The organism is Rhodococcus sp. 21391 (genome assembly GCF_016772255.1).
In the GTDB taxonomy this organism is placed as follows: domain Bacteria; phylum Actinomycetota; class Actinomycetes; order Mycobacteriales; family Mycobacteriaceae; genus Rhodococcus_F; species Rhodococcus_F opacus.
The window spans coordinates 6588136-6611617 of record NZ_CP063781.1; the positions used below are offsets into that span (position 1 = coordinate 6588136).

Genomic DNA, 23482 nt, shown 5'->3' on the forward strand with positions numbered 1-23482 from the left:
ACATACGGTCCAGCCTAATGGCCGAGGATCTTGATCCCGACCACAAGAACGCCCACACCGACCAAACCTGCGACAGTGAACAGCTGTTGCCACCAACGTAATTGGGCCATTCGCACGGCGAGTAGAGCAATTACGCCAAGTTCGACGACGAGGATCCACATCGCGATCCACATCGCTGTGGATGTGCTCAGTAGTCCGACGGCGGCTGCGACCAATGCCAACAGGGGCAAGACCGCGGCCTCCACGATCTGGCCGGAAGCCTGGAGCATCCGCAGCGCTGCCCGTCCGCGCGGAGCACGGTGGTACGCGCCGAGGTGTGCTACCCAGTCGGCCAGCAGGCTCGCTGCCCAGAGCCCGCCGGTTGCCACCGCGACATCGAGGACCCGCGCCCATGGGCTCGTCTCGGGAGCCGTATAGCGGACGAGGACGGCGAGCGTCGCCAAACACGTCATCGCGCCGTACACACGCTCCCGCAGGAGCGCGACGACATGCGCGACGGGAATCTCTTCCCGATTCGTCTCGCTGGCCCCCCCAGTCACTTCAGTCACCACGCGAATCGGTTGGAATCCGTCTTGTCCGAGCAACCTTTGCACCGATCCCATTCCAGCCATTCGTATCCCGTCGACAAACCGTCTGCCCGTAGCGGTCGAGGGCGTCCTCCACTACCGCGTGAAAGAGCTCCTCCTCGGCCCGGAAGTGGTTCGCGCCGTGCGCGGTTCCAGGCGCTTCGGTGGCTCGGGGACCTGCTCGATCATGCCTGCGCGCTCATCTCCTGATCCGCCTGCCTCGCCCCACCCTAGCGCCCGTCATCAATATTGACGAATTCCTCAAATACTCTTGACTGACGACATGGTCGTAAGTGACGATATCGTCATAAATCGAAGGGAGTGGTCAATGAGTGTCCACCATGACCCGCATACCGGTCTGCACAGTGAGCAGGGCGCCCTGGCGGGCGAACACCGGGGGCGGGCCGCCGAGCCGATCATCAAGGTGCATGACCTCGCGTGGCTGGAGTTCGAGAAGCCCGACCTCGAGCGGGCGGAGGCGTTCGCCCAAGCCTTCGGTTTTACGACGGCGCTCCGCACCGCACACGAACTGCAGTTGCGCGGTACAGACCCCGGCTCGCCCTGCGTGCTCATCCGCCGAGGCCCGCGGTCGCGGTTCGTCGGTCCAGCCTTCCGGGCAGCCGACTCGACCGACGTGCTGCGATTGGCGGACGCGGTCGGAGGTGCGGTCGTGCCCCTCCCCGAGAGCCTGGGCGGGATCACGGTCGATCTCACAGATCCCAGCGCTTTGGGAGTCCGCGTCGTGTCCGACACGTTTGAGTTGCCGGCGCTGTCCGATCAGGCCCCGCTCCCACTGAATTTCGGACACGACCGCGAGCGGGTGAACGCCCCTCAGCGGCCACCCCGCACGCCGGCCACCGTGCAACGGCTCGGTCACGTCGTGCTCCAGACGACGACGTACCTCGAAACACTCAACTGGTACCTCGAGCACCTCGGACTGATCGTCAGCGACTTCCTGTACTACCCCGGTCAACGGGCCCGGGGCCCGATCATGAGCTTCATCCGCTGCGACCGGGGCGCCACGCCCACCGACCATCACACGCTCGCGATGGTTCTCGGCCCGGCCAACCGCTATGTGCATTCGGCATATCAGGTCGCCGACCTCGACTGCCTCGCCGCTGGTGGCGAATACCTGCTCGACCGGGGCTACCGCCGGTCCTGGGGCATCGGCCGGCACATTCAGGGCAGCCAAATCTTCGACTACTGGCGAGATCCTGACGGATTCATGGTCGAGCACTTCAGCGACGGCGATCTTTTCGACAGCACACTCGACGCGGGCTGGGCACCGATGACCGCGTCCGGACTGGCCCAGTGGGGGCCGCCCGCCACCAAAGACTTCCTCGGATTGAACCCCGGTCGGGAATCACTCCAGGAATTGCGCGCCATTGTCAACGCGCTGCGCGCCGACAACGAATTCGACCTCCACCGCCTCCGCGGCCTTCTGAAAGTTGCCAGCTCATGACCATCTCCGTCCTCCGCACCGTCGACGCCTGGTGGGTCATCACACCCACGGGTGCCGCACGGGTAGACACCGAGGCCACCACCACCGCCCAACTGCTCGCCGACCGGCCGGCCGTCGAGGCAGCGGCGTCCAGCGAGGGCACCGTGGCCGTCGAGACTCTCTCGTTGCTCTCCCCGGTCACCGCCCCCTGCCGGGTGGTCGCACAGATGACGAACTTCGCATCTCACGTCGAGGACGCCGGGATGAACCCCGACACCATTCCGTTGACCTTCTTTCGAAAGTCCTCCGGGTCGATCAGCGGCCCCAATGACGACGTGATCCGTCCTGCCCATGTCCGACTGCTGGACTACGAGGTGGAGATCGGGCTCGTCCTCGCCCGCGACATCCCGGTCGGGACGGCGATCACGGCAGACACTCTCGCCGATTACGTTGCCGGGCTGGTCGTCACCAACGACATCTCCGCGCGCGACATTCAGCTTCCGAAAACGCAGTTCTACGAAGGCAAGTCATACCCGACGTTCACCCCGGTCGGCCCCGCCCTCGTCCTGCTGGACGGCGACGAGCTGAAGCGGTTCACCGACCTGCGCCTGCGGCTCTGGGTCAACGGTGAGCCGCGCCAGAACATGACTGTTGCCGACATGATCTACCAGCCGACCGAGACTCTGCAGGCGCTGACCCGGTTCCAACGCCTCGATGCCGGGGACTTACTGCTGACCGGAACACCGGTCGGGACGGCACTGAGCGCGCCACCGAAGCCGATCGCAATCCTCTCCTCCCTGCTGCCGCCGGCAGTCAAATGGAAGCTCTTCTTCGCGGGCCAGGCCAAGAACTCGAACTACCTGCAGGACGGCGACCTCATCGAAGCCACCGTCTTCACGGACGACGGGACCATCGACTTGGGGCGCCAGCGCACGGTGGTGAGGTACGCGCGATGACCACCGACCTGCTGTGGCCGCGTTACGCGGTTCCCACAGATCTGACGACGATCGAGGCCGTGCCGCTGCGAGATCGGGGGCTTCCGGAGTCCACCTATGCGTTGCTCACCCGAGCGGCCCGCATGTGGCCGGATCGCCTCGCGCTCACCGTCCTACCGGACGGTGCACGGTGGCGGGAGCCGTTGCAGCGTAGTTTCTCCGAACTACTCGACGATGTTCATCGTTACGCGAACCTGCTCCATCGTCTGGGCGTACGGCGCCGGGACGCGGTCGCCGTGATGGCGCCCAACTGCGCCGAGTTGATCCCCGCGACTCTCGCCGCACAGCTTGCCGGCATCGCTGCTCCCATCAACGCCGCGCAGTCGCAGCAGCACATCGCTGAATTGCTGCGCCGCTCAGGTGCCCGGGTACTCGTCGCGGCAGGACCGGAACTCGCGCCCGAGACATGGGAGGCCGCGCACCGGATTGCCGTGAGCGGGAAGGTCGACGCCGTGCTGGTCTTGCGGCCCACCGGCGCCACCGGCGCTCCTGCGGACCTGCCCGAGGTCGACGGAGTGCGGATCGGCTATCTCAGTGCGCTGGCGGCCGATATCGATTCCTCCGACTTCGTCGGTGATCCCCCCCGTGGGTTCGACGTGGCCGCACTGTTTCACACCGGTGGTACCACCGGTGTTCCGAAGCTGGCCGCCCACACCCACGACAACGAGGTCGCCGATGCCTGGATGCTGGCCGCGAACTCGTCGTGGGACTCGGACTCCGTCGTTTTCGCCGCCCTGCCGCTGTTCCATGTCAATGCCTTGATGGTCACGCTGCTGGCGCCGCTGTTCAAGGGCCAGGGTGTGGTGTGGGCCGGCCCGCTCGGCTATCGCGACTCGGACTTGTCCAGCGAATTCTGGAAGATCGTCGAGCACTACCGCATCGCGTCGATGAGCGCGGTGCCCACCGTATACGCGGCCCTCGCGCAGCGCCCGGTCGATGCCGACATCAGTAGTCTGCGATTCGCCATGGTGGGAGCATCGCCTCTACCGACCGCGCTCATCGAAAAGTTCCAGGACCACACGAGTGTGCCCCTCCTCGAAGGCTACGGACTGACGGAGGCAACCTGCGCGACTGCACGCAGCTTCACCGACGCGCCACGTCCTGGCTCGGTCGGGGTACGGATGCCCTATCAGCAGGTCAAAGTGGTACGCGTCCGCGAAGACGGCACCTGGGAAGACCTGCCCACCGGAGCGACCGGAGTGCTGGCGATCAGCGGTCCGACGGTGTTCGCCGGTTATGTTTCCGGCCACGACGAACACGGACCCGTTCTCGACGGCATGGGCAAACTGGTCGACGGCTGGCTCGACACCGGCGACCTGGCGCGCGTCGACAGCGACGGCTTCATCTACCTGGTCGGACGCGCGAAGGACGTTATCATCCGGGGCGGGCACAACATCGATCCAGCGGTCATCGAAGACGCTCTTCTGACCCATCCGCAGGTCACCGCAGTCAGCGCGGTGGGACGCCCCGATGCCCATGCCGGCGAAGTGCCCGTTGCCTACGTCACCGTTGTCGCTGACGCCGGTATCACCGCTCACGAGCTACAAGCCTGGGCGGGCGAGCGCGTCCCCGAACGGGCCGCGGCACCCAAGGCGGTCACCATCCTCCCCGCGTTGCCCGTCACGGCGGTAGGCAAGCTCTACAAGCTCGCACTGCGCGCCGACGCGACACGGCGCGAACTCGAGCATGCCCTCGCCGCCGTCGCAGGCATCGACAGCATCCATGCGTCCGTCGAGGACGGTTCGATTCTCGCCACTGTCGAGATAGATGGAACTGCCGGCGAACCGACGGTCAAGGCGATCCTGGACCGATACGCGATCAATTGGAAGGTCACGGTGCGCACATGACCACCGCATCACTAGTTCTGGCACTCTGCCTCGCAGTCTTCTACCTCCTGCTCGGCGTCGGCAAGATAGCGGCGACCTCGCCGATGCGGGAACGGGCAGCCCACGTCGGTATGCCCGTCAGCACGTATCGGGGTATCGGTGCGCTCGAGGTCGCCGGTGCCGTCGGTCTCGTGATCGGCGGACTCGTGCCGGCGCTCGGCGCCGCAGCCGGCATCGGGCTGCTGCTCCTGATGGTGGGCGCCGTCGTGACGCACGTACGGAACGGTGACGGATTGCGAGAGATGGCGCCCGCCATCGTCGTCGGCGTAGCTATCGTGGCCTACCTCGTAGTCCTGTTCGGATCGATCCGATGAGCGAACGGGTCGTCCCGGTCGTCATCGTCGGTGCCGGGCCTACCGGACTGACCGCCGCCACGCTGCTGGCCCAGTACGGTGTCGAGTGCCTGATACTCGAGCGCTGGGAGGGCGTCTATGCGCAGCCGCGGGCGGTCCACCTCGACGGTGAGATCCACCGGATCGTGGCGCACCTCGGGATCGCCGAAGAGTTCGCGACGATCTCCCGGCCGTGCCTCGGGTTGCGGCTTCTCGACCGGAACATGCGCGTTCTCACCGAGTTTCACCGAGACCCTGGCCCGGGCGTACACGGCTACCCCGAGGCCAACATGTTCGACCAGCCGCAGTTCGAGGAGATCCTGCGCGCCAACCTGAAACGGCACCCGAAGGCCTCCGTGCGCGGCAACGTAGCGGTCACCGGGCTGACCGACGACACGCCCGGCACCATTCGCGTCGACTTCACCGACCGAAGCACCGGTATGCAGGAATCGGTGCAGGCCAGATATGTCCTCGGCTGCGACGGCGCCAACAGTCTGGTCAGAGACCAGATTCAGGCAACGATGCGGGACCTGAAGTTCGACCAACGCTGGCTGGTTGTCGACGTCGCGACCACCGCCGACCTCGGCGAGTGGGAGGGCGCCCACCAGGTGTGCGACCCGGTGCGCGCGGCAACATACATGCGGATCGGAAACACTCGCTACCGCTGGGAGTTCCGGCTCGAGCCCGGCGAGACCGCCGACGACTATCGCGACATGGCTCGACTGCAACCCCTCATCTCGCCGTGGACACGGAACACGCCGGTCGAGGACCTGAAGCTTGTCCGCGTGGCCGAGTACACCTTTCGAGCCCAAATCGCGGACCGATGGCGCGACCGGCGCGTGTTCCTTCTCGGCGACGCCGCCCATCTCACACCGCCGTTCATCGGACAGGGGATGGGGGCTGGGATCCGCGACGCGATGAACCTCGCATGGAAACTTGCCGGCGTCCTCACCGGGGATCTGCCGGACAGCGCACTCGACACCTACGAGATCGAACGCAAACCCCACGCGCTCGCACTGATCCGGCGCGCCAAGCTCGTCGGGATGGCCATGACCGAAGGCGGCGAACTCGGTAACCTCATCCGTCGCATCGTCGTACCGCTACTGCACCGTATCCCGGGCCTCGGCGACAAGATCATGGACGGCGAGACCCCGGCCCTTCACCGCTCCACGCTGATAGAACGACCTCGACTACGCAGAAGCCGAGCGGGCCGCCTGATCCCGAATCCGGACCTCGGCCTGGGTCGCCGATTCGCCGAGGTCGTCGCAGGCCGGTTCGCGGTTGTCACCTCCCTCTCCCCGACCCCGACGCAACGCACCGACATCGAACAACGCGGCGGCACAGTCCTGCTGGCTCGACCCGGCACCGATCTGCACCACTGGCTACACCGCGCCCGCGCCCGCGCCGCCGTCATCCGGCCCGACGGCACCGTCCTGAGTAGCGGCAACGACCTGTCCTCCCTCTCCACCACCCTCCCCCGCTTCCACCCCGACCCCGTGCCAACGTTCCTCACCCAGTGACCCGCCCCGGCGGGCGCGAGCACGCGATATTTGCTCGTCCCGAGCACCATTCGACATCGAAAATCGCTGCGTACCAGTCGAAGTGATTCGCGTCATAAAATACTCGCCCGTAACCTACGGGACCGTAACTTACGGTACCGTAGGTGCATGGCGATATCGGACATCAACGAGTACGCGCACCTGACGGACGCCGACGTCGAGGCCATCGGCCGCGACCTGGATGCGATCCGTCGGGACATCGAGGAATCCCGCGGGGCACGCGACGCCCGGTACCTCCGCAACACCATCCGGCTACAACGCGGACTGGAACTCGGCGGCCGGGCGGTGCTCTTCGGCTCCCGCAAGCGTTCGCTGTGGGTGCTGGGCACCGGGATGCTCTCGTTGTCGAAGATCATCGAGAACATGGAACTCGGGCACAACGTGATGCACGGGCAGTGGGACTGGATGAACGACCCCGAAGTGCACTCCGCGAACTGGGAATGGGACAACGCCGATCCGTCGGCGCACTGGAAGATCACCCACAACTACGCGCACCACAAGTACACCAACGTCCTCGGCATGGACGACGACGTGGGATTCGGCCTGCTCCGCGTCACCCGTGACCAGCGCTGGAAGCCGTTCTACCTCGGCAACCTCGCCTACAATGCGATCCTCGCGGCGCTGTTCCAGTACGGCCTCGCCATCCAACTGCTCGAGCTCGGCAAAGTGACCCGGGGCCGGGACGACCGTGAACTCACCAGGAAGCGCGGCAAGGAAGTGCTCGCCAAGCTCGGCAGGCAGACACTCAAGGACTACGTCGTCTACCCGGCACTGACCGGCAAGGCATGGAAGTCCACGGCCAAGGCGAACGCGACCGCCAACCTCGTCCGCAACCTGTGGACCAACGCTGTGATCTTCTGCGGTCACTTCCCGGACGGCGCCGAGAAATTCACCAAGACGGACGTCGACAACGAGACGCACGCCCAGTGGTACCTGCGACAGATGCTCGGCTCCGCGAACATCTCGGGCGGCCCCGTCATGGACTTCATGACCGGCAACTTGAGCTATCAGATCGAGCACCACGTCTTCCCGGACCTGCCGTCCAACCGCTACCACGAGATCTCGATCCGCGTGAAGCAGCTGTGCGAGAAGTACGACCTGCCGTACACGACCGGCCCGCTCGCAGTGCAGTACTGGAAGTCGTGGCGCACCATCGCGAAGCTCTCGCTTCCCGACAAGTACCTCACGGACACCCGCGACGCAGCACCCGAAACCGCGTCCGAAGCCGGGTTCGGCGGTCCCCCCGCCACCGATCCGCTCACCGGCCGCCGTATCGGCCTGGCGACGACGATCGAGAAGAACCGCAAACGCGGTGTCGTCCGCCGAATCCTCGGAATGCGCTGACCAACTCCGGGGGCAATGTGCTGTATTCCGACATCCAACACCTGCCACTGAGTACTCACATAGAACACGTGTCAGATCTATCCCCCGCGACACCTGCCGCTGTAGCATTCGGGGATGAGTCGAGTAGGTAGCTACAGTGACGATGACGTGGCCGGTTGGCTGTCGATCTCACCCGAGCTGGGTGGTGCGCTCGGGGCATTCACGGACGCCGTGTATAACCGGAACCGGTTACCGTTACGGGTCCGGGAGATCGCGCGAATGGCCGTCGCGGAGGCGAACGAGTGTGCCGTGTGCCTCGGCACCCGCGACAGGAGTGGCACCGATGCGGGGATCGACGAGCACTTCTACGATCACGTTCTCGAGTGGGAGTCGTGGCCGGGGTACAGCGCCGAGGAGCGGACGGCGGCGGAGTTCGCCCACCGGTTCGCCACCGATCACACGGCGCTCCGCGACGACGAGGACTTCTGGGCGCGGTGCCACGAGCATTTCTCCGACGAGATCCTGACCGACCTGGCGCTGTCGTGCGCGTTGTGGCTGGGGACGGGCCGGGTGCTGCGGGTGCTCGACATCGGTCAGACGTGCAAGCTCACGCTCTGAGCGCTCCGATTCTCATTCCCACTCCCGTTGTGGGAGGACGTCCTCCATGAACCTGCGCAGCGCGGGATTCCGGTTGTCCGAACGCCAGGCGGCGTTCATCTGGACGGGTCGGTCGCGGACGGCGGAGACGGGGCGGAACACGACCCCTTCCGGGTGCATCGTCTGCGCGGATTCGGGGACGAGGGCCATGCCCAGCCCGGACCGGACGAGCACCAGCATGGTGTGCACCTGCGTGACGTACTGGACGTAGCGCGGGGAGGCACCGACGATCGTGAACGTGCTGATGAGCAGTTCGTGGAAGTACCGGGCATCGACGGGCGAATACATGACGACGGGCTGATCGTCGAAATCCTCCACCGCCAGCTGCTCGGCGTCGGCGAGGGGGTGATCGGCGGGCAGCGCGGCGACGAGGCGTTCGTGATGGATGGGGCGGGTGTCGATGCCGGGGCGGGTGAGGATGGGGCGGATCAGCCCGAGGTCCAGTTCACCGCTGATCAGGGATTCGATCTGCATGGATGTGACCATTTCCCGCAGAACGACTTTCACGTCCGGGAGCCGGTCGCGGGCCGCCTCGAGCAACCTCGGCAGCACCGCGTGCGCGGATGCGCCGGTGAACCCGACGACGACGGTGCCGAGGTCGCCGGCCGGGACGCGCCGCACCGTCAGGGCGGCACTCTCCGACAGACTCAGGATGCGCCGGGCATCGGGGAGGAACGCGGTGCCGGCGGCGGTGAGGGTGACGGATCGGCTGGTGCGGTCGATCAACTGCACGCCGAGTTCGCTTTCGAGCTGCTGGATCTGACGGCTCAGCGGCGGCTGCGTCATGTGCAGGCGCTCCGCGGCGCGACCGAAATGCAGTTCCTCCGCGACCGCGATGAAACACGACAGCCGCGCGAGGGAGAACATTCGATCCACTCCTTTGCCTCGGGGTGGACTCAATGTATCCCACCCGGAAGGCGCGGACCGAGACCGCGGTCGGCGCCTTCCGTGAGACAGCTACCAGCGAGGGCAGGTGTTCTCGAACGTCGGGTCCACCGACTTCATGTACCCGGTGTCGTCGCGGTCGCGCACCCCGCAGTCCAGGTACTGCTGGTGCAGGGCGGCGAGGGCGTCCTCGTCGATCTCGACACCGAGCCCCGGCGTCGTCGGCACCGGGACCGCGCCGTCGACGAACTTCAGCACACCGGGCTTGACGACGTCCTCGGTCTTCCACGGCCAGTGCGTGTCACACGCGTACGTGAGGTTCGGTGTGGCGCCGGCGAGATGCACCATCGCGGCGAGGCTGATGCCCAGGTGCGAGTTGGAGTGCATCGACAGGCCCAGGCCGAAGTTGTCGCAGATACCGGCGAGCAGCCGCGACCGCTGCAGGCCACCCCAGTAGTGGTGATCCGACAGCACGACCTGGACGGAATCCTTCCGCACGGCAGGCTCGAGCTGATCGAACGCGACGACGCACATGTTCGTGGCCAGCGGCATCTTCGCCTCACGTGCGACCTCGGCCATGCCGTCGAGGCCCGGCGTCGGGTCCTCGAGGTATTCGACGATGCCGTCGAGTTCCGACGCAACCCTGATCGCCGTGTCGACGGTCCACGCGGCGTTCGGGTCGAGACGCAGCGGCAGGTCGGGGAACGCGGCGCGCAGCGCCTTGATGCCGGCGATCTCCTCGTCCGGCGAGAACACGCCGCCCTTGACCTTGATGGCCTCGAAGCCGTACTCGCCGATCATCTTCTGCGTCTGACGGACCAGACCGTCGGGGTCGATCGCCTCGCCCCATTCGTCGGGTTGGGCGCCGGGATGCCCGGCCCACTTGTAGAACAGGTAGGCGCTGAACGGGACGGCGTCGCGTACCTTGCCGCCGAGCAGATCGGAGACCGGCCGGCCGAGGGCCTTGCCCTGCACGTCGAGGCACGCCACCTCGAACGGGGAGAACACGCGGTCGGTGGTACTGGCCGTGGTGATCATGCCCGCGACGCCGTCACCGCCCGTGACGGTCAGGGTGGCAATCTTCTCGTCGATCGTCGCGCGGATCGCGTTGAGCGCGAACACGTCCAGACCGACGATCGCTTCGGCGGCCGCCTCGAGCCGGAGGAGGTGGGCGGTGTCGGCGTACGTTTCACCGAGGCCGACGAGCCCGCCGTCCGTGTCGAGCTGAATGATCGCACGCAGCGCGTAGGGCTGGTGCACTCCGACGGTGTTGAGGAGCGGCGGGTCGACGAACGCGACGGGCGTGATCCGTGCGCCGGTGATCCGGATGGGTGCGGCAGTCATCAGACCGCCGCCTGCACGGCGAGTGCGTCGGCGAGAACGGCGCGCCCGGCTGCGGTGATCTGCGCGAGTTCCCGCAGGTGGGCCTCGCTCGTCGGGACGAGCGGCGGCCGCACCGACCCGGCGTCGATACCTTCCATCGCGACCCCCGACTTGATCAGCGACACCGCGTATCCGGGCACCTGGTCACGCAGGCGAACCAAGGGGTGGAAGAAGTCGCGGAGCAGCGCGTCGGTGAGTTCCTCGTTGCCGGATTCGAGCGCCTCGTAGAACCCGAGGGCGAGTTCGGGCGCGAACGCGAACGTCGCGGACGAGTACAGCGTGACACCGATCGCGCGGTACGCCTGCTGGGTGACCTCGGCGGTGGGCATGCCGTTGAAGAACAGGAACGGCTTGCCGGAGGGGGCGAGCGCGTCCTTCACCGCACGGACGATGCGGCCTACCTTGTCGAGATCACCGGTGCCGTCCTTGAACCCGACCACGGTCGGGAACTGCGCCACCTCCACGGCGGCCGCCTCGTCGAACCGGGCGTTGCCGCGGTTGTAGACGACGAGCGGGAGGTCGGTGGTGTCGGCGACCGCGCGGGTGTACTCCACCAGCCCGGCCTGCGGCATCGTCACCAGGTACGGCGGGAGCAGCAGGATACCGTCGGCTCCGTTGGCCTTCGCGCTGGCGGCGAACTCCTTGGCCTGCTGCACCGAGCCGCCGGCCCCGGCGAACACGGGGACGCGTCCGGCGACGACCTCGGTGGCCTTGGCGACGATCTTGCCGAACTCCTCCAGCCCGAGGGCGTGGAATTCGCCGGTGCCGCAGGCGATGAAGACACCTCCGGGGCCCGCGTCGACACCCTTGGCGACGTGCTCGGCGAGCCGGTCGTAGTCGACGTCGCCGGATGCGGTGAACGGGGTGACGGGGAAGAACAGGACGCCGTCGAGCATGGGGAACTCCTTCACGAAGGGAAAATCAGGCTTGGGTGAGTCGGCCGTCGATGCGACGCCACAACTGGTCGGGGTTGCCGTCGGCGATGGCGGCGGGGAGCAGCGAGCTCGGAACATCCTGGTAGGCAACGGGACGCAGGAACCGTTCGATCGCCAGCGAGCCGACGGACGTGGTGCGCGAGTCGGATGTCGCGGGGTGCGGGCCACCGTGCACCATCGCGTGGCCGACCTCGACCCCGGTGGGCCAGCCGTTGAACAGGATCCGGCCGGCCTTGAGCTCGAGGACGGGCAGCAGGCGTCCGGCCTCGTCGAGATCGGTGTCGTCGACGTGGACGGTCGCGGTCAGCTGGCCTTCCAGCTTCGCCGCCACGGCACGCACCTGCTCGGCGTCGCGGCACTTGACGATCAGGCTGGACGAGCCGAATACCTCCTGCTGCAACACCTCCGAGCTCAGGAAGGTGTCGGCGCCGGTGCTGAACAGCGCGGCACGGCACGAATTGGGTGCATCCGATTCGGTGCCGCGGGCCTCCACGGTGGCCTCGCCGGTGAGCGCTGCGACGCCGTCCGCGTAGCAGCCGGCGATGTTCGGGGTGAGCATCGGGGTGGGGGTGCTCCCGGCGACGGCGGCGCTCGCGGACTCGACGAACGAGGTGAGACCGGGGCCGTCGACGGCGATGACGAGTCCGGGGTTGGTGCAGAACTGTCCGGATCCGAGCGTCAGGGATGCGACGAACGCCCGACCGAGCTCGGCGCCGCGGGTGGCGAGTGCGTTCTCGAGCACGAACACCGGGTTGATCGAACTCATCTCCGCGTACACCGGGATGGGTTCCGGACGTGCGGCGGCAGCGGCGACCAGAGCGGTTCCACCGGAACGGGATCCGGTGAATCCGACGGCCTTGATGCGCGGGTCGGTGACGAGCGCGGTGCCGAGCCCGCGGCCCGAGCCGAACAGCAGGGAGAACGTGCCCGCGGGCATGCCGGTGCTCGCGGCGGCGTCGGCGATGGCGCGGCCGACGAGTTCGGAGGTGCCGGGGTGCGCGTCGTGAGCCTTCACGACGACGGGGCAGCCCGCCGCCAGCGCGGACGCCGTGTCTCCGCCGGCGACGGAGAAGGCGAGGGGGAAGTTGCTCGCGCCGAACACCGCGACGGGTCCGAGCGGCACCTTCCGCTGCCGGATGTCGGGACGGGGCAGGGGCGTCCGGTCGGGCATCGCGGGATCGATGCGGGCGCCGTTCCAGCCGCCGTCACGCAGGACGCCGGCGAACAGCCGCAGCTGTCCGGACGTGCGGCCCACCTCACCGGTGATGCGGCCCTGGGGAAGTCCGGATTCGGCGCACGCCCGGGCGATGAGCGTCTCGCCGAGGGCCTCGATGTTGTCGGCGATCGCCTCGAGGAACTGGGCGCGCTTCTCGCTGCTCGTGGCGCGGAACGGCGCGAACGCCTCGGCGGCGGCGGCGCAGGCGGCGTCGACGTCCCGTTCGTCACCGTGCGCGAAGCCGGGTTCCAGCCGGCCGTCGGTGGTGGGGTCGATGCCGTGGATCGTCGTGCCGGAACCCTGGACGGGCTTCCCTGCGATGATCATCTGTCCGGTCACGTCGGTCCGGTTCACCGTTGCTGTCATGATTCAAGTCCTCGGTTCTCGTCTGCGTTTCGTAGGTGCCGGTGAGAGGTCACTTGGCGGCCACGGTGGGCTCGTCGGCGCCCACCTCTGCCAGGTCGGCGACGTCGTCGATGTCTTCCTTGTCTCGCCGGAAGTAGGTCACCGCCGCGGCGGCGGCCAGGGCGAAGAGCGACAACACGACCAGGCCCATCGTCACCGTGCCGGTCTGCTCCTTGATCACTCCGAAGCCGAACGGGGCGACGAAGCCACCCAGGTTGCCCAGCGAGTTGATGATCGCGATCGCCGGTGCCAGCACCATCGGGTGGAGCGTGCGCTGCGGGATCGACCAGAAGAGCGGGCTCGCGCTCTTGAATCCCATCGTCGCGACGCACAGCAGCGGAAGCGCCAGCCAGGGCGTGACGAATGCGGCGGCCATCGTGCCGATACCGCCGATGAGCAGCGCGGCGACGAGGTAGGGCTTGTGCCGTCCGGTGCGGTCGGCGGAGCGGTTGGAGAAGTACATCGCGAAGATCGCGCAGATCCACGGCAGCGAGGAGAGCAGCCCGACGGTGACGTCGGTGGTGCCCGGGATGCGGCGGATGATCGACGGCAACCAGAACGTGTTGGCGTAGATCGCCATGGTGATCGCGAAGAAGATGCCGCAGCACACCAGGATCCGCGGCTGCAGGAGCAGCTTCCAGCGCGAGCCCGACTCGCCACGCTTCGCGGACGCCTCACTGCGCAGCACGTCTTCCTCGGCGATGACAGCCTGCAGGTCGTGCTTCTCCGCTCCGGTGAGCCACTTCGCGTCGTCGATCTTCGAGTCGAGCAGGCGGTAGGCGAAGCAACCGACGACCACCGACAGCAGTCCCTCCAGCGCGAACATCCACTGCCAGCCGTGATGCCCGCCGAGTCCGTCGAGGGACAGCAGCGGTCCGGACAGCGGTCCCGAGATGGCGGCCGCGATGGAGGACCCGGCGATGAACAGTGCCGTGGCGCGGCTGCGGTGGTTGTTCGGCAGCCAGCGGGTGAAGTAGAAGATGATGGCCGGGAAGAAGCCGGCCTCCGCGACACCGAGGAGGAACCGCAGGGCGTAGAACATCTCCGGGCCGTTGACGAACGCCATGGCCGCGGACACCAGGCCCCACGAGATCATGATGCGGGTGAGCCACACCTTGGCGCCGAATTTCTCCATGAGCACGTTCGACGGGAGTTCGAAGATCGCGTAGGCGATGAAGAAGACACCCGCACCGAAGCCGTACGCCGCAGCGCCGATGCCCACGTCCGCCTCGAGATGCGTCTGCGCGTAACCGATGTTGGATCTGTTGAGCTGGTTGCAGATGAGCATGACGATGAACAGCGGGACGACGCGACGGAAGATCTTGGAGACCGCGCTGTCGGCTGCCGGGGAAACGGCGAGGGGGAGGGTCATCGGTGACTCCTCTCTGTGCTGGCGCTGGTGGTGCGGGGAACGTTGGAGGACTCCGATCACGCCCGGCTACCAGGCGTGACCTGAGTCATAGGAATCACGCTAGAGGCATGTTCGATACATGTCCAAGTCAAAGATTCTCGTTATCGATGCCGAAGTTGAATCGACGTGGTTCCTGCTAGTTTCCTACCGTGAGCGCCGACGCAGTCACCTTCGAGTTCGTCCGCACGACCCGCGAATTCTTCCCTCAACTGCAACGATGGCTCCGCGAACCACACGTCGCGCGGTTCTGGAACCACGACACCGCAGACGCCGACATCGAGCGCGACTTCGGCGGCAGCATCGACGGCACCGAGCCCTGCGAGGACTTCCTCGTCCTGCGCGACGGCCTGCCGTTCGGGTTCATTCAGCGGTACCGGATCGCCGACTATCCCGAGGACCTCGCGCTCCTCGCCGCCCTCGTCGAGATCCCACCGGGAAGCATCTCCATCGACTACTACGTCGGCGACCCGCAGCACACCGGCCAGGGGCTGGGAACCGCGATGATCAGCGCGTTCGTCACCAAGTGCCGGGCCGACCTACCCGACGCCACCGCGATCGTCGTCCCCGTCGTCGTCCCCAACCGGGCGTCGTGGCGCGCGCTCGAGAAAGCCGGCTTCCGCCGCGTCGGCGAGGGCTACCTCCCACCGGACAACCCGATCGACGACGGCGCCCACTACATCAGCAGGCTCGATCTGGACGAGGGCCGGCCGATTCACCCGGTGTCGCCCGCACGCTGAGCGCGCCAGCGACTCGGGCTGCACCCGAACCGCCCACTGAACCAGCGGGAGAAGTTGCTCGGCGCCGAGAACGCCAGCACGTCCGCGATCTCGGTGAGACTCAGGCGGGGATTCGCGACCATCCGTTCGGCGAGTTCGACGCGGGTCGCGTCGAGGACGGTCGAGAACGTCTCCCCGCTCTCGGCGAGGCGGCGATGCACCGTTCGCCGGTCGACCCCCAGACTGCGAGCCACTTGCTCGACGGAACAGCGGCCCGTCGGCAACAGTAGTTCGATCAGCTCGCGGACCCGGCTCACGATCGTCACGTCGTCCGACGGCTCCCACGAGTCGAGGAGTTGCTGGGTGTAGCGACGGAGCAGTGGATCGGACATCTTGTTCGGCTCAGCCAGGTCGCCGGCGTCGATGACGATGCCCGCGAACTCGTGGTCGAAGTTCACCACCGGCCCGAACAGACGCCGGTGGGTAGCCGTGTCCGCGGGAGCCGGATGAGGGAAGCAGACGGCGAGCGGTTTCCAGCCGCCCCCGAGGAAGCCGCGCAGCAGCCGGTGCAGCACTCCGACCGCCAGTTCCACCGACTGCCGCGTCTCGGTTGCCTCTCCCACGTCCAGTTCGACGCGCAAGGTCGCGAGACCGTTCGACTCGGACATCCGCGTCTGCAACGCCTCGTTGTACGTGTGCGTGTACCGCGTGAGCACGCGCAGGGCGCTGCGGACGTCGGGTTCCTCGCGCACGACGAGGCTGAGAGGGCCGAGGTTGGAGAACTGCCGGCGCTCGGCGAGGCGCACCCCGAAGTCTTCGTGCCCGGACGCCTCCACCGACTGCTCGAGGAGGCGCGCGATCGCCGCGGCCGGGATCCATCGGTCCTGCAGTGCGAGGCCGGACGGATCGAGGCCGGCGGACCTCATCAACGGCACCGGATCGACACCGAGCGACCGGCACAGCTCGAGGTATCCGTTCAGCGACGCGTAGCGCGCAAGGGGTTTCATGCCACCTCCAATGCCCTGTCCCAAAATGATAGGCCGTCTGTCCCGTCAGGATAAGCAATCGACCGGATGCGCCCGTACTGTTAGGTGCATCACAGAAGCGGTCGGAGAGGTGATCCGCCACACCGGGTCACCCCCGCCCCGCCCCGCCCCGCCCCGCCCGACCGCGACCGGTCCGGCGGCGGCACCGCACCGCTCATCACATCGAAGAGGAGAAATACTGTGGCACAGGCTGTTCGGTTCTACGAGCACGGCGCTCCGGAAGTCATGAAGTGGGAGAACGTCGAGGTCGGGGAGCCCGGTCCCCACGGGGTCCGGATCCGGCACGAGGCCGTCGGACTGAACTTCGCCGACACCTACTTCCGCACCGGCCTGTACCCGGCCGAGTTGCCCGCGGGGATGGGAGTGGAGGCGGCCGGTGTCGTCGAGGAAGTCGGCTCCGGTGTGACCCACGTGCAGGTCGGTGACCGCGTCACCTACACGGGCAGCCCCCTCGGCGCCTACAGCACCGAACGCGTGATGCCGGCCGCACCGTTGATCCCGCTGCCCGAAGCGATCCGCTTCGACACCGCGGCCGCGATGACGATGCGCGGTCTGACCACGGCCTACCTGCTGCGGCGCATCCACCCGCTGAAGGCGGGCGACACCGTGCTCCTGCACGCGGCGGCCGGCGGCGTCGGCCTGATCTTCACGCAGTGGGCAAAGTTGCTGGGCATCAACGTGATCGGCACCGTGTCCACCGACGAGAAGGCCGCGATCGCCCGCGCCCACGGGTGTGAGCACGTGATCGTCTACACCCGGGAGAACGTCGCCGAGCGGGTTCGGGAAATCACCGACGGTGCCGGCGTCCCCGTCGTCTACGACAGCATCGGCGAGTCCACCTTCCAGACCTCGCTCGACTGCCTCGCCCGGCGCGGACTGCTGGTGTGCTTCGGAACCGCCTCCGGACCGATTCCTCCGATCAACGCGATGCAGTTGGCCGTCAAGGGTTCGCTGTTCGTCACCCGACCCGCGCTCGCCGACTACATCGCAGACCCGGCGGAGCGCGCCGAACTCGCCGGTGAACTCTTCGGGCACGTCGAGGCCGGCCGGATCCGGATCGAGATCAACCAGAGCTACGGGCTCGAGGACGCCGTCCAGGCACACCACGATCTCGAATCCGGCCGCAGCATCGGCTCCTCCGTGTTCCGACTCTGACAGCGCGCCACCACATTCACCCCGACGGAGACACCACCATGACCGACACCGCGCAACTGACCTACTCGCCCGAACCGCACACGATCCTCTCCCCTTCCGGATCCTTCCGATTCGCACCGCTCACCTGCTCGATCGGCGCCGAACTGTTCGACGTGAACCTCGGTGACGCCGCCCGCGACGACGCCCTGTTCGCCGAACTGCGGGAACTGCTGCTCGAGTACAAGGTTTTGTTCCTCCGCGACCAGGACATGTCCCGCGCCGAGCACGTGGCGCTGGCCGAGCGGTTCGGCCCGCTCGAGGACCACCCCGCCGTGGGGAGCGACCCCGACCACCCGGGGCTGGTGCAAATCTACAAGGACCTCGACAGCCCGGCCGAGCACTACGAGAACGCCTTTCACTGCGACGCCACCTGGCGGGAGAACCCGCCCATGGGCTGCGTGCTCCGCTGCGTGGAGACGCCCCCGATCGGCGGAGACACCATCTGGGTGAACATGGCCCTGGCCTACGAGAAGCTTCCCGAGCAGGTCAAGAAGCAGATCGACGGACTCCGCGCCCGGCACAGCATCGAGGCGTCGTTCGGTGCCGCGCAGCCGCCGGAACAGCGGCAGGCGCTGCACGAGAGGTTCCCCGACGCCGAGCACCCCGTGGTGCGCACGCACCCCGAGACCGGCGAAAAGATCCTGTTCGTCAACGCTTTCGCGACCCACTTCGTCAACTACCACACCCCCGAGCACATCCGGTACGGCATCGACTACGCGCCCGGCAGCAGCAACCTGCTCAACTACCTGATCAGCCAGGCGTCGATTCCCGAGTACCAGGTGCGGTGGCGCTGGACGAAGAACAGCGTCGCGATCTGGGACAACCGTTCCACCCAGCACTACGCGGTCCAGGACTACTGGCCCGCCGTCCGCAAGATGGAGCGCGCCGGCATCATCGGCGACCGGCCCTTCTGAATTACTCACTGCCCCTTTTCATCAGATCCGATTTCGAACGGAGAACACCATGCACTTCCACGACGACGCCCTCTTCCCCGAGGCCCAGGAGAAGCTGGTCATCACCTGTGCCCCGTACGGTCCCGAGTGGGAGCCGGACGACTTCCGCGAAGACCTGCCGCTGACGATGGACGAGCACGTCCAGAAGGCAGTGGACTGCTACGAGGCCGGCGCCACCGTCCTGCACATCCACGTCCGTGAGCTCGACGGCAAGGGCTCCAAGCGGCTCTCGAAGTTCAACGAGTTGCTCGCCGGACTGCGCCAGGCGGTGCCGGACATGATCCTGCAGGTCGGCGGATCGATCTCCTTCGCACCCGAAGGCGAAGGGGCGGATGCGAAGTGGCTCTCGGACGACACCCGGCACATGCTGGCCGACCTCGATCCCGCACCCGACCAGGTGACGATCGCGATCAACACCTCGCAGATGAACATCATGGAACTCATGACCGCCGACGACATCGCCGGCACCTCGATGGAGCGGCCCGAGCTCGCCGAGGCGTACCGGGAGATGACGGTCCCGGCAGGCCCGGCGTGGGTCGAGGAGCATCTGCGTCGCCTGCAGGCGGCCGGAATTCAGCCGCACTTCCAGCTGTCGAGCATCCCCCAGCTCGAGACCGTCGAGCGGCTCATCCGGCGCGGGATCTACACCGGTCCGCTCAACCTGACCTGGGTCGGCATCGGCGGCGGCTTCGACGGCCCCAACCCGTACAACATCATGAACTTCATCCAGCGAGTCCCGGACGGTGCCTGCCTGACCCTCGAGACCCTGATGCGCAGCGTGCTGCCGGTCAACGCGATGGCGATCGCGATGGGCCTGCACCCCCGTTGCGGTAACGAAGACACCATCTGGGGACGCAAGGGTGAGAAGATGACCTCCGTCCAGCAGGTCGAGCAGTTGGTCCGCGTCGCAGGTGAATTGGGTCGCGAGGTGGCCACCGGCAAGGAGGCCCGCGACATCTACCGGATCGGCCAGACCTACGCCGATGCCGACGAGACCCTCGCCAAGCTCGGCTACGCGCCCAACCGCCGTCCCGGACAGGTCGGCTTCACCCACCACGCCTGATTTTCGGCGCCGGGGGACTTGCATCACGCCGGGGAGAGAGCCGGACAGACCGCCGCTCACACGAGCACGGCCGGCTCTCTCCCCACCCCTTTATCACTCCTGACGGCCATAGGAGGCCTCATGGGACTGCCTGCCACCACCGCCCTGAACACCACCACCCCGAATACCGCCACCGGGAGCACCGCTCCGGCCTCTCGGTCCCGGTTCTATCCGTGGATCGTCTTCGCACTCACCTTCGGTCTGCTGCTGTCGGACTACATGTCCCGGCAGGTACTCAGTGCCGTCTTCCCGCTCCTCAAAACCGAATGGACGCTGACAGATTCCCAGCTGGCGTCGCTCAGCAGCGTCGTCGCGCTGATGGTCGGACTGCTGACCCTCCCGCTGTCGCTGCTCGCCGACCGGTGGGGTCGCGTGAAGAGCCTCGTCCTGATGGCCGTGCTCTGGAGCATCGCCACCCTGCTCTGTGCCGTGGCGAGCAGCTACGAGCAGATGCTCGGGGCCCGCTTCCTGGTCGGCGTGGGTGAAGCCGCCTACGGCAGCGTCGGCATCGCGGTGGTTCTCAGCGTGTTCGCCCCGCGAGTGCACTCCACGCTCAGCGGCGCCTTCATGGGCGGCGGATCGTTCGGGTCCGTGATCGGCGTCGCCCTCGGCGGCGTGATCGCCGTCAACCTCGGCTGGCGCTGGTCGTTCGCCGCGATGGCCGTCTTCGGGCTCATGCTCGTCGCCCTGTTCCGGGCTCTGGTCTCCGAACGCAAACTTGCTCAGCATGCGGCCGACGACGACCCGGCCGACGCACCCGGCCCCGCCGGATTCCGGGCGCCGATCTCGAGCCTGTTCACCACCCCCGCCGTCGTGTTCGCCTACATCGGTGGTGGTCTCCAGATGTTCACCGCAGGTGTGCTTCTGGCGTGGCTGCCGAGCTTCTTCAACCGGTCCTACGGTCTCGCCCTCGACAAGGCCGGTGCGATGGCCTCGATCTTCGTCCTCCTCGTCGGCAGCGGCATGGTGGTGTGCGGCATCATCACAGACCGCGTGAGCCGCAACGATCCCGCTCGGAAATGGACCACCGCGGTGGTCTTCGGAGTGATCTCCCTCGTCTTCCTCGGCGCCGGGTTCCAGTTGCCGACCGGCGCGCCCCAACTGGTCCTGATCGGTATCGGAGCCTTCTTCTCCGCCGGCTCGTCCGGCCCCATCGCCGCGATGGTCGCGAACCTCACCCACTCGTCGGTGCGCGCCTCGGCCTTTGGCACGCTCACCCTGGCCAACAACCTCCTCGGACTGGCACTGGGACCCTTCGTCGTCGGGGTGCTGGCCGACCGCTTCGGCCTGGTCACCGCCTTGCAGATCGCTCCCCTGATCTATGTCGTCGCGATCGTCGCCCTCGTCCTCGGCAAGCGCGCCTACCCGGCCGGACGCCGCAAGCTCGCCGCCCTCACCGCCGCACCCGCCTGATCCACCTCCGAAGAACTGGAGTCGACCGTGACCACCTCCACCTCCACCGCACCGACCGTGGTGATCGTGCCCGGACTGCGCGACCACGTCGCCGACCACTGGCAGACGTTGCTCGCCGAGAGACTCGACACCGTGCGGACGGTGCCGCCGCTCGAACAGGACAAGCTCAGCCTCGCGGCCCGGGTCGCCGCACTCGACGCCGTCGTCGCCGACATCGACGGTCCGGTCGTGCTGGTCGCTCACAGTGCGGGAGTGGCGATCACCGTTCACTGGGCCCAGCAGTCCACCCGCCCGGTCCAGGGCGCCCTGCTGGCCACCCCACCGGACCTCGAGGAACCACTACCCGCGGGGTATCCCACCCCCGAGGAACTCGAGCAGGGTGGCTGGGATCCCGTCCCCCGCCGCCGGCTGGCGTTCCCCAGCGTCGTCGCCGCCAGCACGAATGATCCGATGGCCCGATTCCGCCGGGTCGCCGGGATGGCCGAGTCGTGGGGCAGCAAGCTCGTCGACCTGGGTGCCGTCGGACACCTCAATCCCGCCGCCGGTTACGGGTACTGGCCGTACGCCGAGGAACTGCTCCGGGAACTGATCGAGAGCACGGTCGTTCCCGGGCTGGCGAACGCCGGTGGACGATGACGCGCAAGGTGTACGGTTCGGCAGCCGAAGCGGTCGCGGACATCCCGTCCGGTGCGTCGCTGGCGGTCGGCGGGTTCGGGTTGTGCGGAATCCCGGACGAGCTGATCGCCGCGATCGCCGCCGGTGACGCCACCGACCTGGAGGTGTTTTCCAACAACTGCGGCGTCGACGGTCACGGACTCGGCATCCTGCTCGCCCGCAGTCGGATTCGGCGCGTCACCGCGTCGTATGTCGGGGAGAACAAGGAATTCGCGCGCCAGTACCTGTCGGGTGAGCTCGAGGTCGAACTGACGCCGCAGGGAACCCTGGCCGAGAAGCTGCGTGCCGGCGGTGCGGGGATCCCCGCGTTCTTCACCCCTGCCGGGGTCGGAACGCCCGTGTCCGACGGCGGGCTGCCGTGGCGGTACGCCGCCGACGGATCGGTGGCCGTCGCGTCTCCGCCGAAGGAGGTCCGCGAGTTCGCAGGCCGCCAGTACGTGCTCGAGGAGTCGATCACCGCCGACTTCGCACTCGTCCACGCCCGCATCGGCGACGCCGAAGGCAACCTCGTCTTCGCCAAGGCCGCAGGCAACTTCAACCCGCTCGCCGCGATGGCCGGCCGCATCTGTATCGCACAGGTCGAGCAGCTCGTCGAGCCCGGGGTCCTCGACCCGGCGCGGGTGCACCTGCCGGGGATCTTCGTCGACCGGATCGTTCACACCGGGGCTCAGGACAAGCAGATCGAGAAGCGCACCGTCGCCGCGAGGAAGGACTTACATGACGACCATCGTCGAGACGATCGGCTGGACCCGCGAGGACATGGCGGCCCGTGCGGCCAGGGAACTGTCGCCGGGTGAGTACGTCAACCTCGGTATCGGGTTGCCCACGCTGATCCCGAACTTCCTTCCCGCGGGGTTCGACGTGACGCTGCACAGCGAGAACGGCATCCTCGGCACCGGCCCGTATCCGGACGAGGACGCGGTGGATGCGGATCTGATCAACGCCGGCAAGGAAACGGTCACCGTCAACGCGGGCGCGTCGTTCTTCGATTCGGCGCTCAGCTTCGGGATGATCCGCGGCGCCCACATCGACACCGCCGTCCTCGGGGGAATGCAGGTCTCCGCGGCCGGCGACCTCGCGAACTGGATGGTTCCGGGAAAGATGGTCAAGGGCATGGGCGGTGCGATGGACCTCGTGCACGGCGCCCGCAAAGTCATCGTGGTCATGGAGCACTGCGACAAGTCCGGAGCCCCGAAGATCGTCGAACGCTGCACCCTGCCTCTCACCGGACGCGGTGTCGTGCATCGGATCATCACCAACCTGGCCGTCGTCGACGTCACCGGCACCGGCCTCGTGTTGCGCGAGTGCGCGCCCGGGGTCACCGAAGACCTGGTGCGCGCCGCCACCGCAGCGGCGCTGTCGTAGCGCTCCTCCCACCCTCCCACCACG

Annotated in this window: 22 protein-coding genes; 15 read left to right on the plus strand and 7 right to left on the minus strand. The window is 67.3% G+C overall.

The annotated features are described in order from the left end of the window. Positions 1–14 precede the first annotated feature (14 nt). Positions 15–602 carry a hypothetical protein gene (locus GO592_RS30510; RefSeq protein ID WP_007296259.1) on the minus strand — a complete coding sequence of 196 codons (588 nt, stop codon included), beginning with the start codon at positions 600–602 and terminating at the stop codon, positions 15–17. A 292-nt stretch (positions 603–894) separates the two neighbouring features. Between GO592_RS30510 and GO592_RS30515 the strand changes: the two genes are divergently transcribed. The 7 genes from GO592_RS30515 (at position 895) to GO592_RS30545 (ending at position 8720) form a co-directional block, all read left to right on the plus strand. Next, on the plus strand, positions 895–2028 hold the full coding sequence (locus GO592_RS30515; RefSeq protein ID WP_007296260.1) for a VOC family protein: 1134 nt from the start codon (positions 895–897) through the stop codon (positions 2026–2028). After that, entirely contained in the window at positions 2025–2963 is a 939-nt protein-coding gene (locus GO592_RS30520; protein WP_007296261.1) for a fumarylacetoacetate hydrolase family protein, read from the plus strand. Before GO592_RS30515 ends, GO592_RS30520 begins: the two co-directional genes overlap by 4 nt. After that, positions 2960–4849 carry an acyl-CoA synthetase gene (locus GO592_RS30525; RefSeq protein WP_007296262.1) on the plus strand — a complete coding sequence of 630 codons (1890 nt, stop codon included), beginning with the start codon at positions 2960–2962 and terminating at the stop codon, positions 4847–4849. The genes GO592_RS30520 and GO592_RS30525 overlap by 4 nt, the downstream gene beginning before the upstream one ends. Next, entirely contained in the window at positions 4846–5202 is a 357-nt protein-coding gene (locus tag GO592_RS30530) for a DoxX family protein (RefSeq protein ID WP_005567253.1), read from the plus strand. The genes GO592_RS30525 and GO592_RS30530 overlap by 4 nt, the downstream gene beginning before the upstream one ends. Then, a complete protein-coding gene (gene mhpA, locus GO592_RS30535) occupies positions 5199–6740 on the plus strand; it encodes a bifunctional 3-(3-hydroxy-phenyl)propionate/3-hydroxycinnamic acid hydroxylase MhpA (protein WP_007296263.1) in 1542 nt (513 codons plus the stop codon). The genes GO592_RS30530 and mhpA overlap by 4 nt, the downstream gene beginning before the upstream one ends. A gap of 147 nt (positions 6741–6887) precedes the next feature. Then, positions 6888–8123: a fatty acid desaturase family protein gene (locus GO592_RS30540; RefSeq protein ID WP_007296264.1), complete on the plus strand. Its 1236-nt coding sequence runs from the start codon at positions 6888–6890 to the stop codon at positions 8121–8123. A 114-nt stretch (positions 8124–8237) separates the two neighbouring features. Continuing rightward, positions 8238–8720 (plus strand): carboxymuconolactone decarboxylase family protein, encoded by a 483-nt coding sequence (locus GO592_RS30545; protein ID WP_007296265.1) that lies wholly within the window; start codon positions 8238–8240, stop codon positions 8718–8720. Between the two features lie 12 nt (positions 8721–8732). Here GO592_RS30545 and GO592_RS30550 read toward each other — a convergent pair whose 3' ends face one another. The 5 genes from GO592_RS30550 to GO592_RS30570 form a co-directional block, all read right to left on the minus strand. After that, the gene (locus GO592_RS30550; protein WP_007296266.1) at positions 8733–9626 is read right to left on the minus strand and encodes a LysR substrate-binding domain-containing protein; all 894 of its coding nucleotides are present in this window, start codon (positions 9624–9626) and stop codon (positions 8733–8735) included. Positions 9627–9716: 90 nt separating this feature from the next. Continuing rightward, positions 9717–10988: a glucarate dehydratase family protein gene (locus tag GO592_RS30555; protein ID WP_007296267.1), complete on the minus strand. Its 1272-nt coding sequence runs from the start codon at positions 10986–10988 to the stop codon at positions 9717–9719. After that, entirely contained in the window at positions 10988–11923 is a 936-nt protein-coding gene (locus GO592_RS30560) for a 5-dehydro-4-deoxyglucarate dehydratase (protein ID WP_005567248.1), read from the minus strand. The genes GO592_RS30555 and GO592_RS30560 overlap by 1 nt, the downstream gene beginning before the upstream one ends. Before the next feature lie 25 nt (positions 11924–11948). Then, the gene (locus GO592_RS30565; protein WP_007296268.1) at positions 11949–13544 is read right to left on the minus strand and encodes an aldehyde dehydrogenase (NADP(+)); all 1596 of its coding nucleotides are present in this window, start codon (positions 13542–13544) and stop codon (positions 11949–11951) included. A 49-nt stretch (positions 13545–13593) separates the two neighbouring features. Further along, positions 13594–14955: an MFS transporter gene (locus tag GO592_RS30570; protein ID WP_007296269.1), complete on the minus strand. Its 1362-nt coding sequence runs from the start codon at positions 14953–14955 to the stop codon at positions 13594–13596. 188 nt (positions 14956–15143) lie between these two features. Between GO592_RS30570 and GO592_RS30575 the strand changes: the two genes are divergently transcribed. Then, entirely contained in the window at positions 15144–15731 is a 588-nt protein-coding gene (locus tag GO592_RS30575; RefSeq protein WP_007296270.1) for a GNAT family N-acetyltransferase, read from the plus strand. Here the strand turns inward: GO592_RS30575 and GO592_RS30580 are convergent. Continuing rightward, a complete protein-coding gene (locus tag GO592_RS30580) occupies positions 15707–16717 on the minus strand; it encodes an AraC family transcriptional regulator (protein WP_007296271.1) in 1011 nt (336 codons plus the stop codon). The two genes, GO592_RS30575 and GO592_RS30580, sit on opposite strands and share 25 nt — an antisense overlap. A 219-nt stretch (positions 16718–16936) precedes the next feature. Here GO592_RS30580 and GO592_RS30585 point away from each other — a divergent pair, with 219 nt between their 5' ends. The 7 genes from GO592_RS30585 to GO592_RS30615 all read left to right on the plus strand — a co-directional run bounded on the left by GO592_RS30585 (position 16937) and on the right by GO592_RS30615 (position 23458). Next, entirely contained in the window at positions 16937–17911 is a 975-nt protein-coding gene (locus GO592_RS30585; RefSeq protein ID WP_007296272.1) for a quinone oxidoreductase family protein, read from the plus strand. 38 nt (positions 17912–17949) lie between these two features. Further along, positions 17950–18864, plus strand: a complete 915-nt coding sequence (locus GO592_RS30590; RefSeq protein ID WP_005567241.1) for a TauD/TfdA dioxygenase family protein — start codon at positions 17950–17952, stop codon at positions 18862–18864. Positions 18865–18913: 49 nt separating this feature from the next. Continuing rightward, positions 18914–19966 (plus strand): 3-keto-5-aminohexanoate cleavage protein, encoded by a 1053-nt coding sequence (locus GO592_RS30595; RefSeq protein WP_005567239.1) that lies wholly within the window; start codon positions 18914–18916, stop codon positions 19964–19966. A gap of 120 nt (positions 19967–20086) precedes the next feature. Beyond that, positions 20087–21418: an MFS transporter gene (locus GO592_RS30600; protein WP_007296274.1), complete on the plus strand. Its 1332-nt coding sequence runs from the start codon at positions 20087–20089 to the stop codon at positions 21416–21418. 27 nt (positions 21419–21445) lie between these two features. Beyond that, a complete protein-coding gene (locus GO592_RS30605) occupies positions 21446–22054 on the plus strand; it encodes an RBBP9/YdeN family alpha/beta hydrolase (RefSeq protein ID WP_007296275.1) in 609 nt (202 codons plus the stop codon). Beyond that, positions 22051–22890 (plus strand): CoA transferase subunit A, encoded by an 840-nt coding sequence (locus GO592_RS30610; protein WP_007296276.1) that lies wholly within the window; start codon positions 22051–22053, stop codon positions 22888–22890. The genes GO592_RS30605 and GO592_RS30610 overlap by 4 nt, the downstream gene beginning before the upstream one ends. Next, positions 22811–23458 (plus strand): CoA transferase subunit B, encoded by a 648-nt coding sequence (locus GO592_RS30615; RefSeq protein WP_007296277.1) that lies wholly within the window; start codon positions 22811–22813, stop codon positions 23456–23458. The genes GO592_RS30610 and GO592_RS30615 overlap by 80 nt, the downstream gene beginning before the upstream one ends. Positions 23459–23482 lie beyond the last annotated feature (24 nt).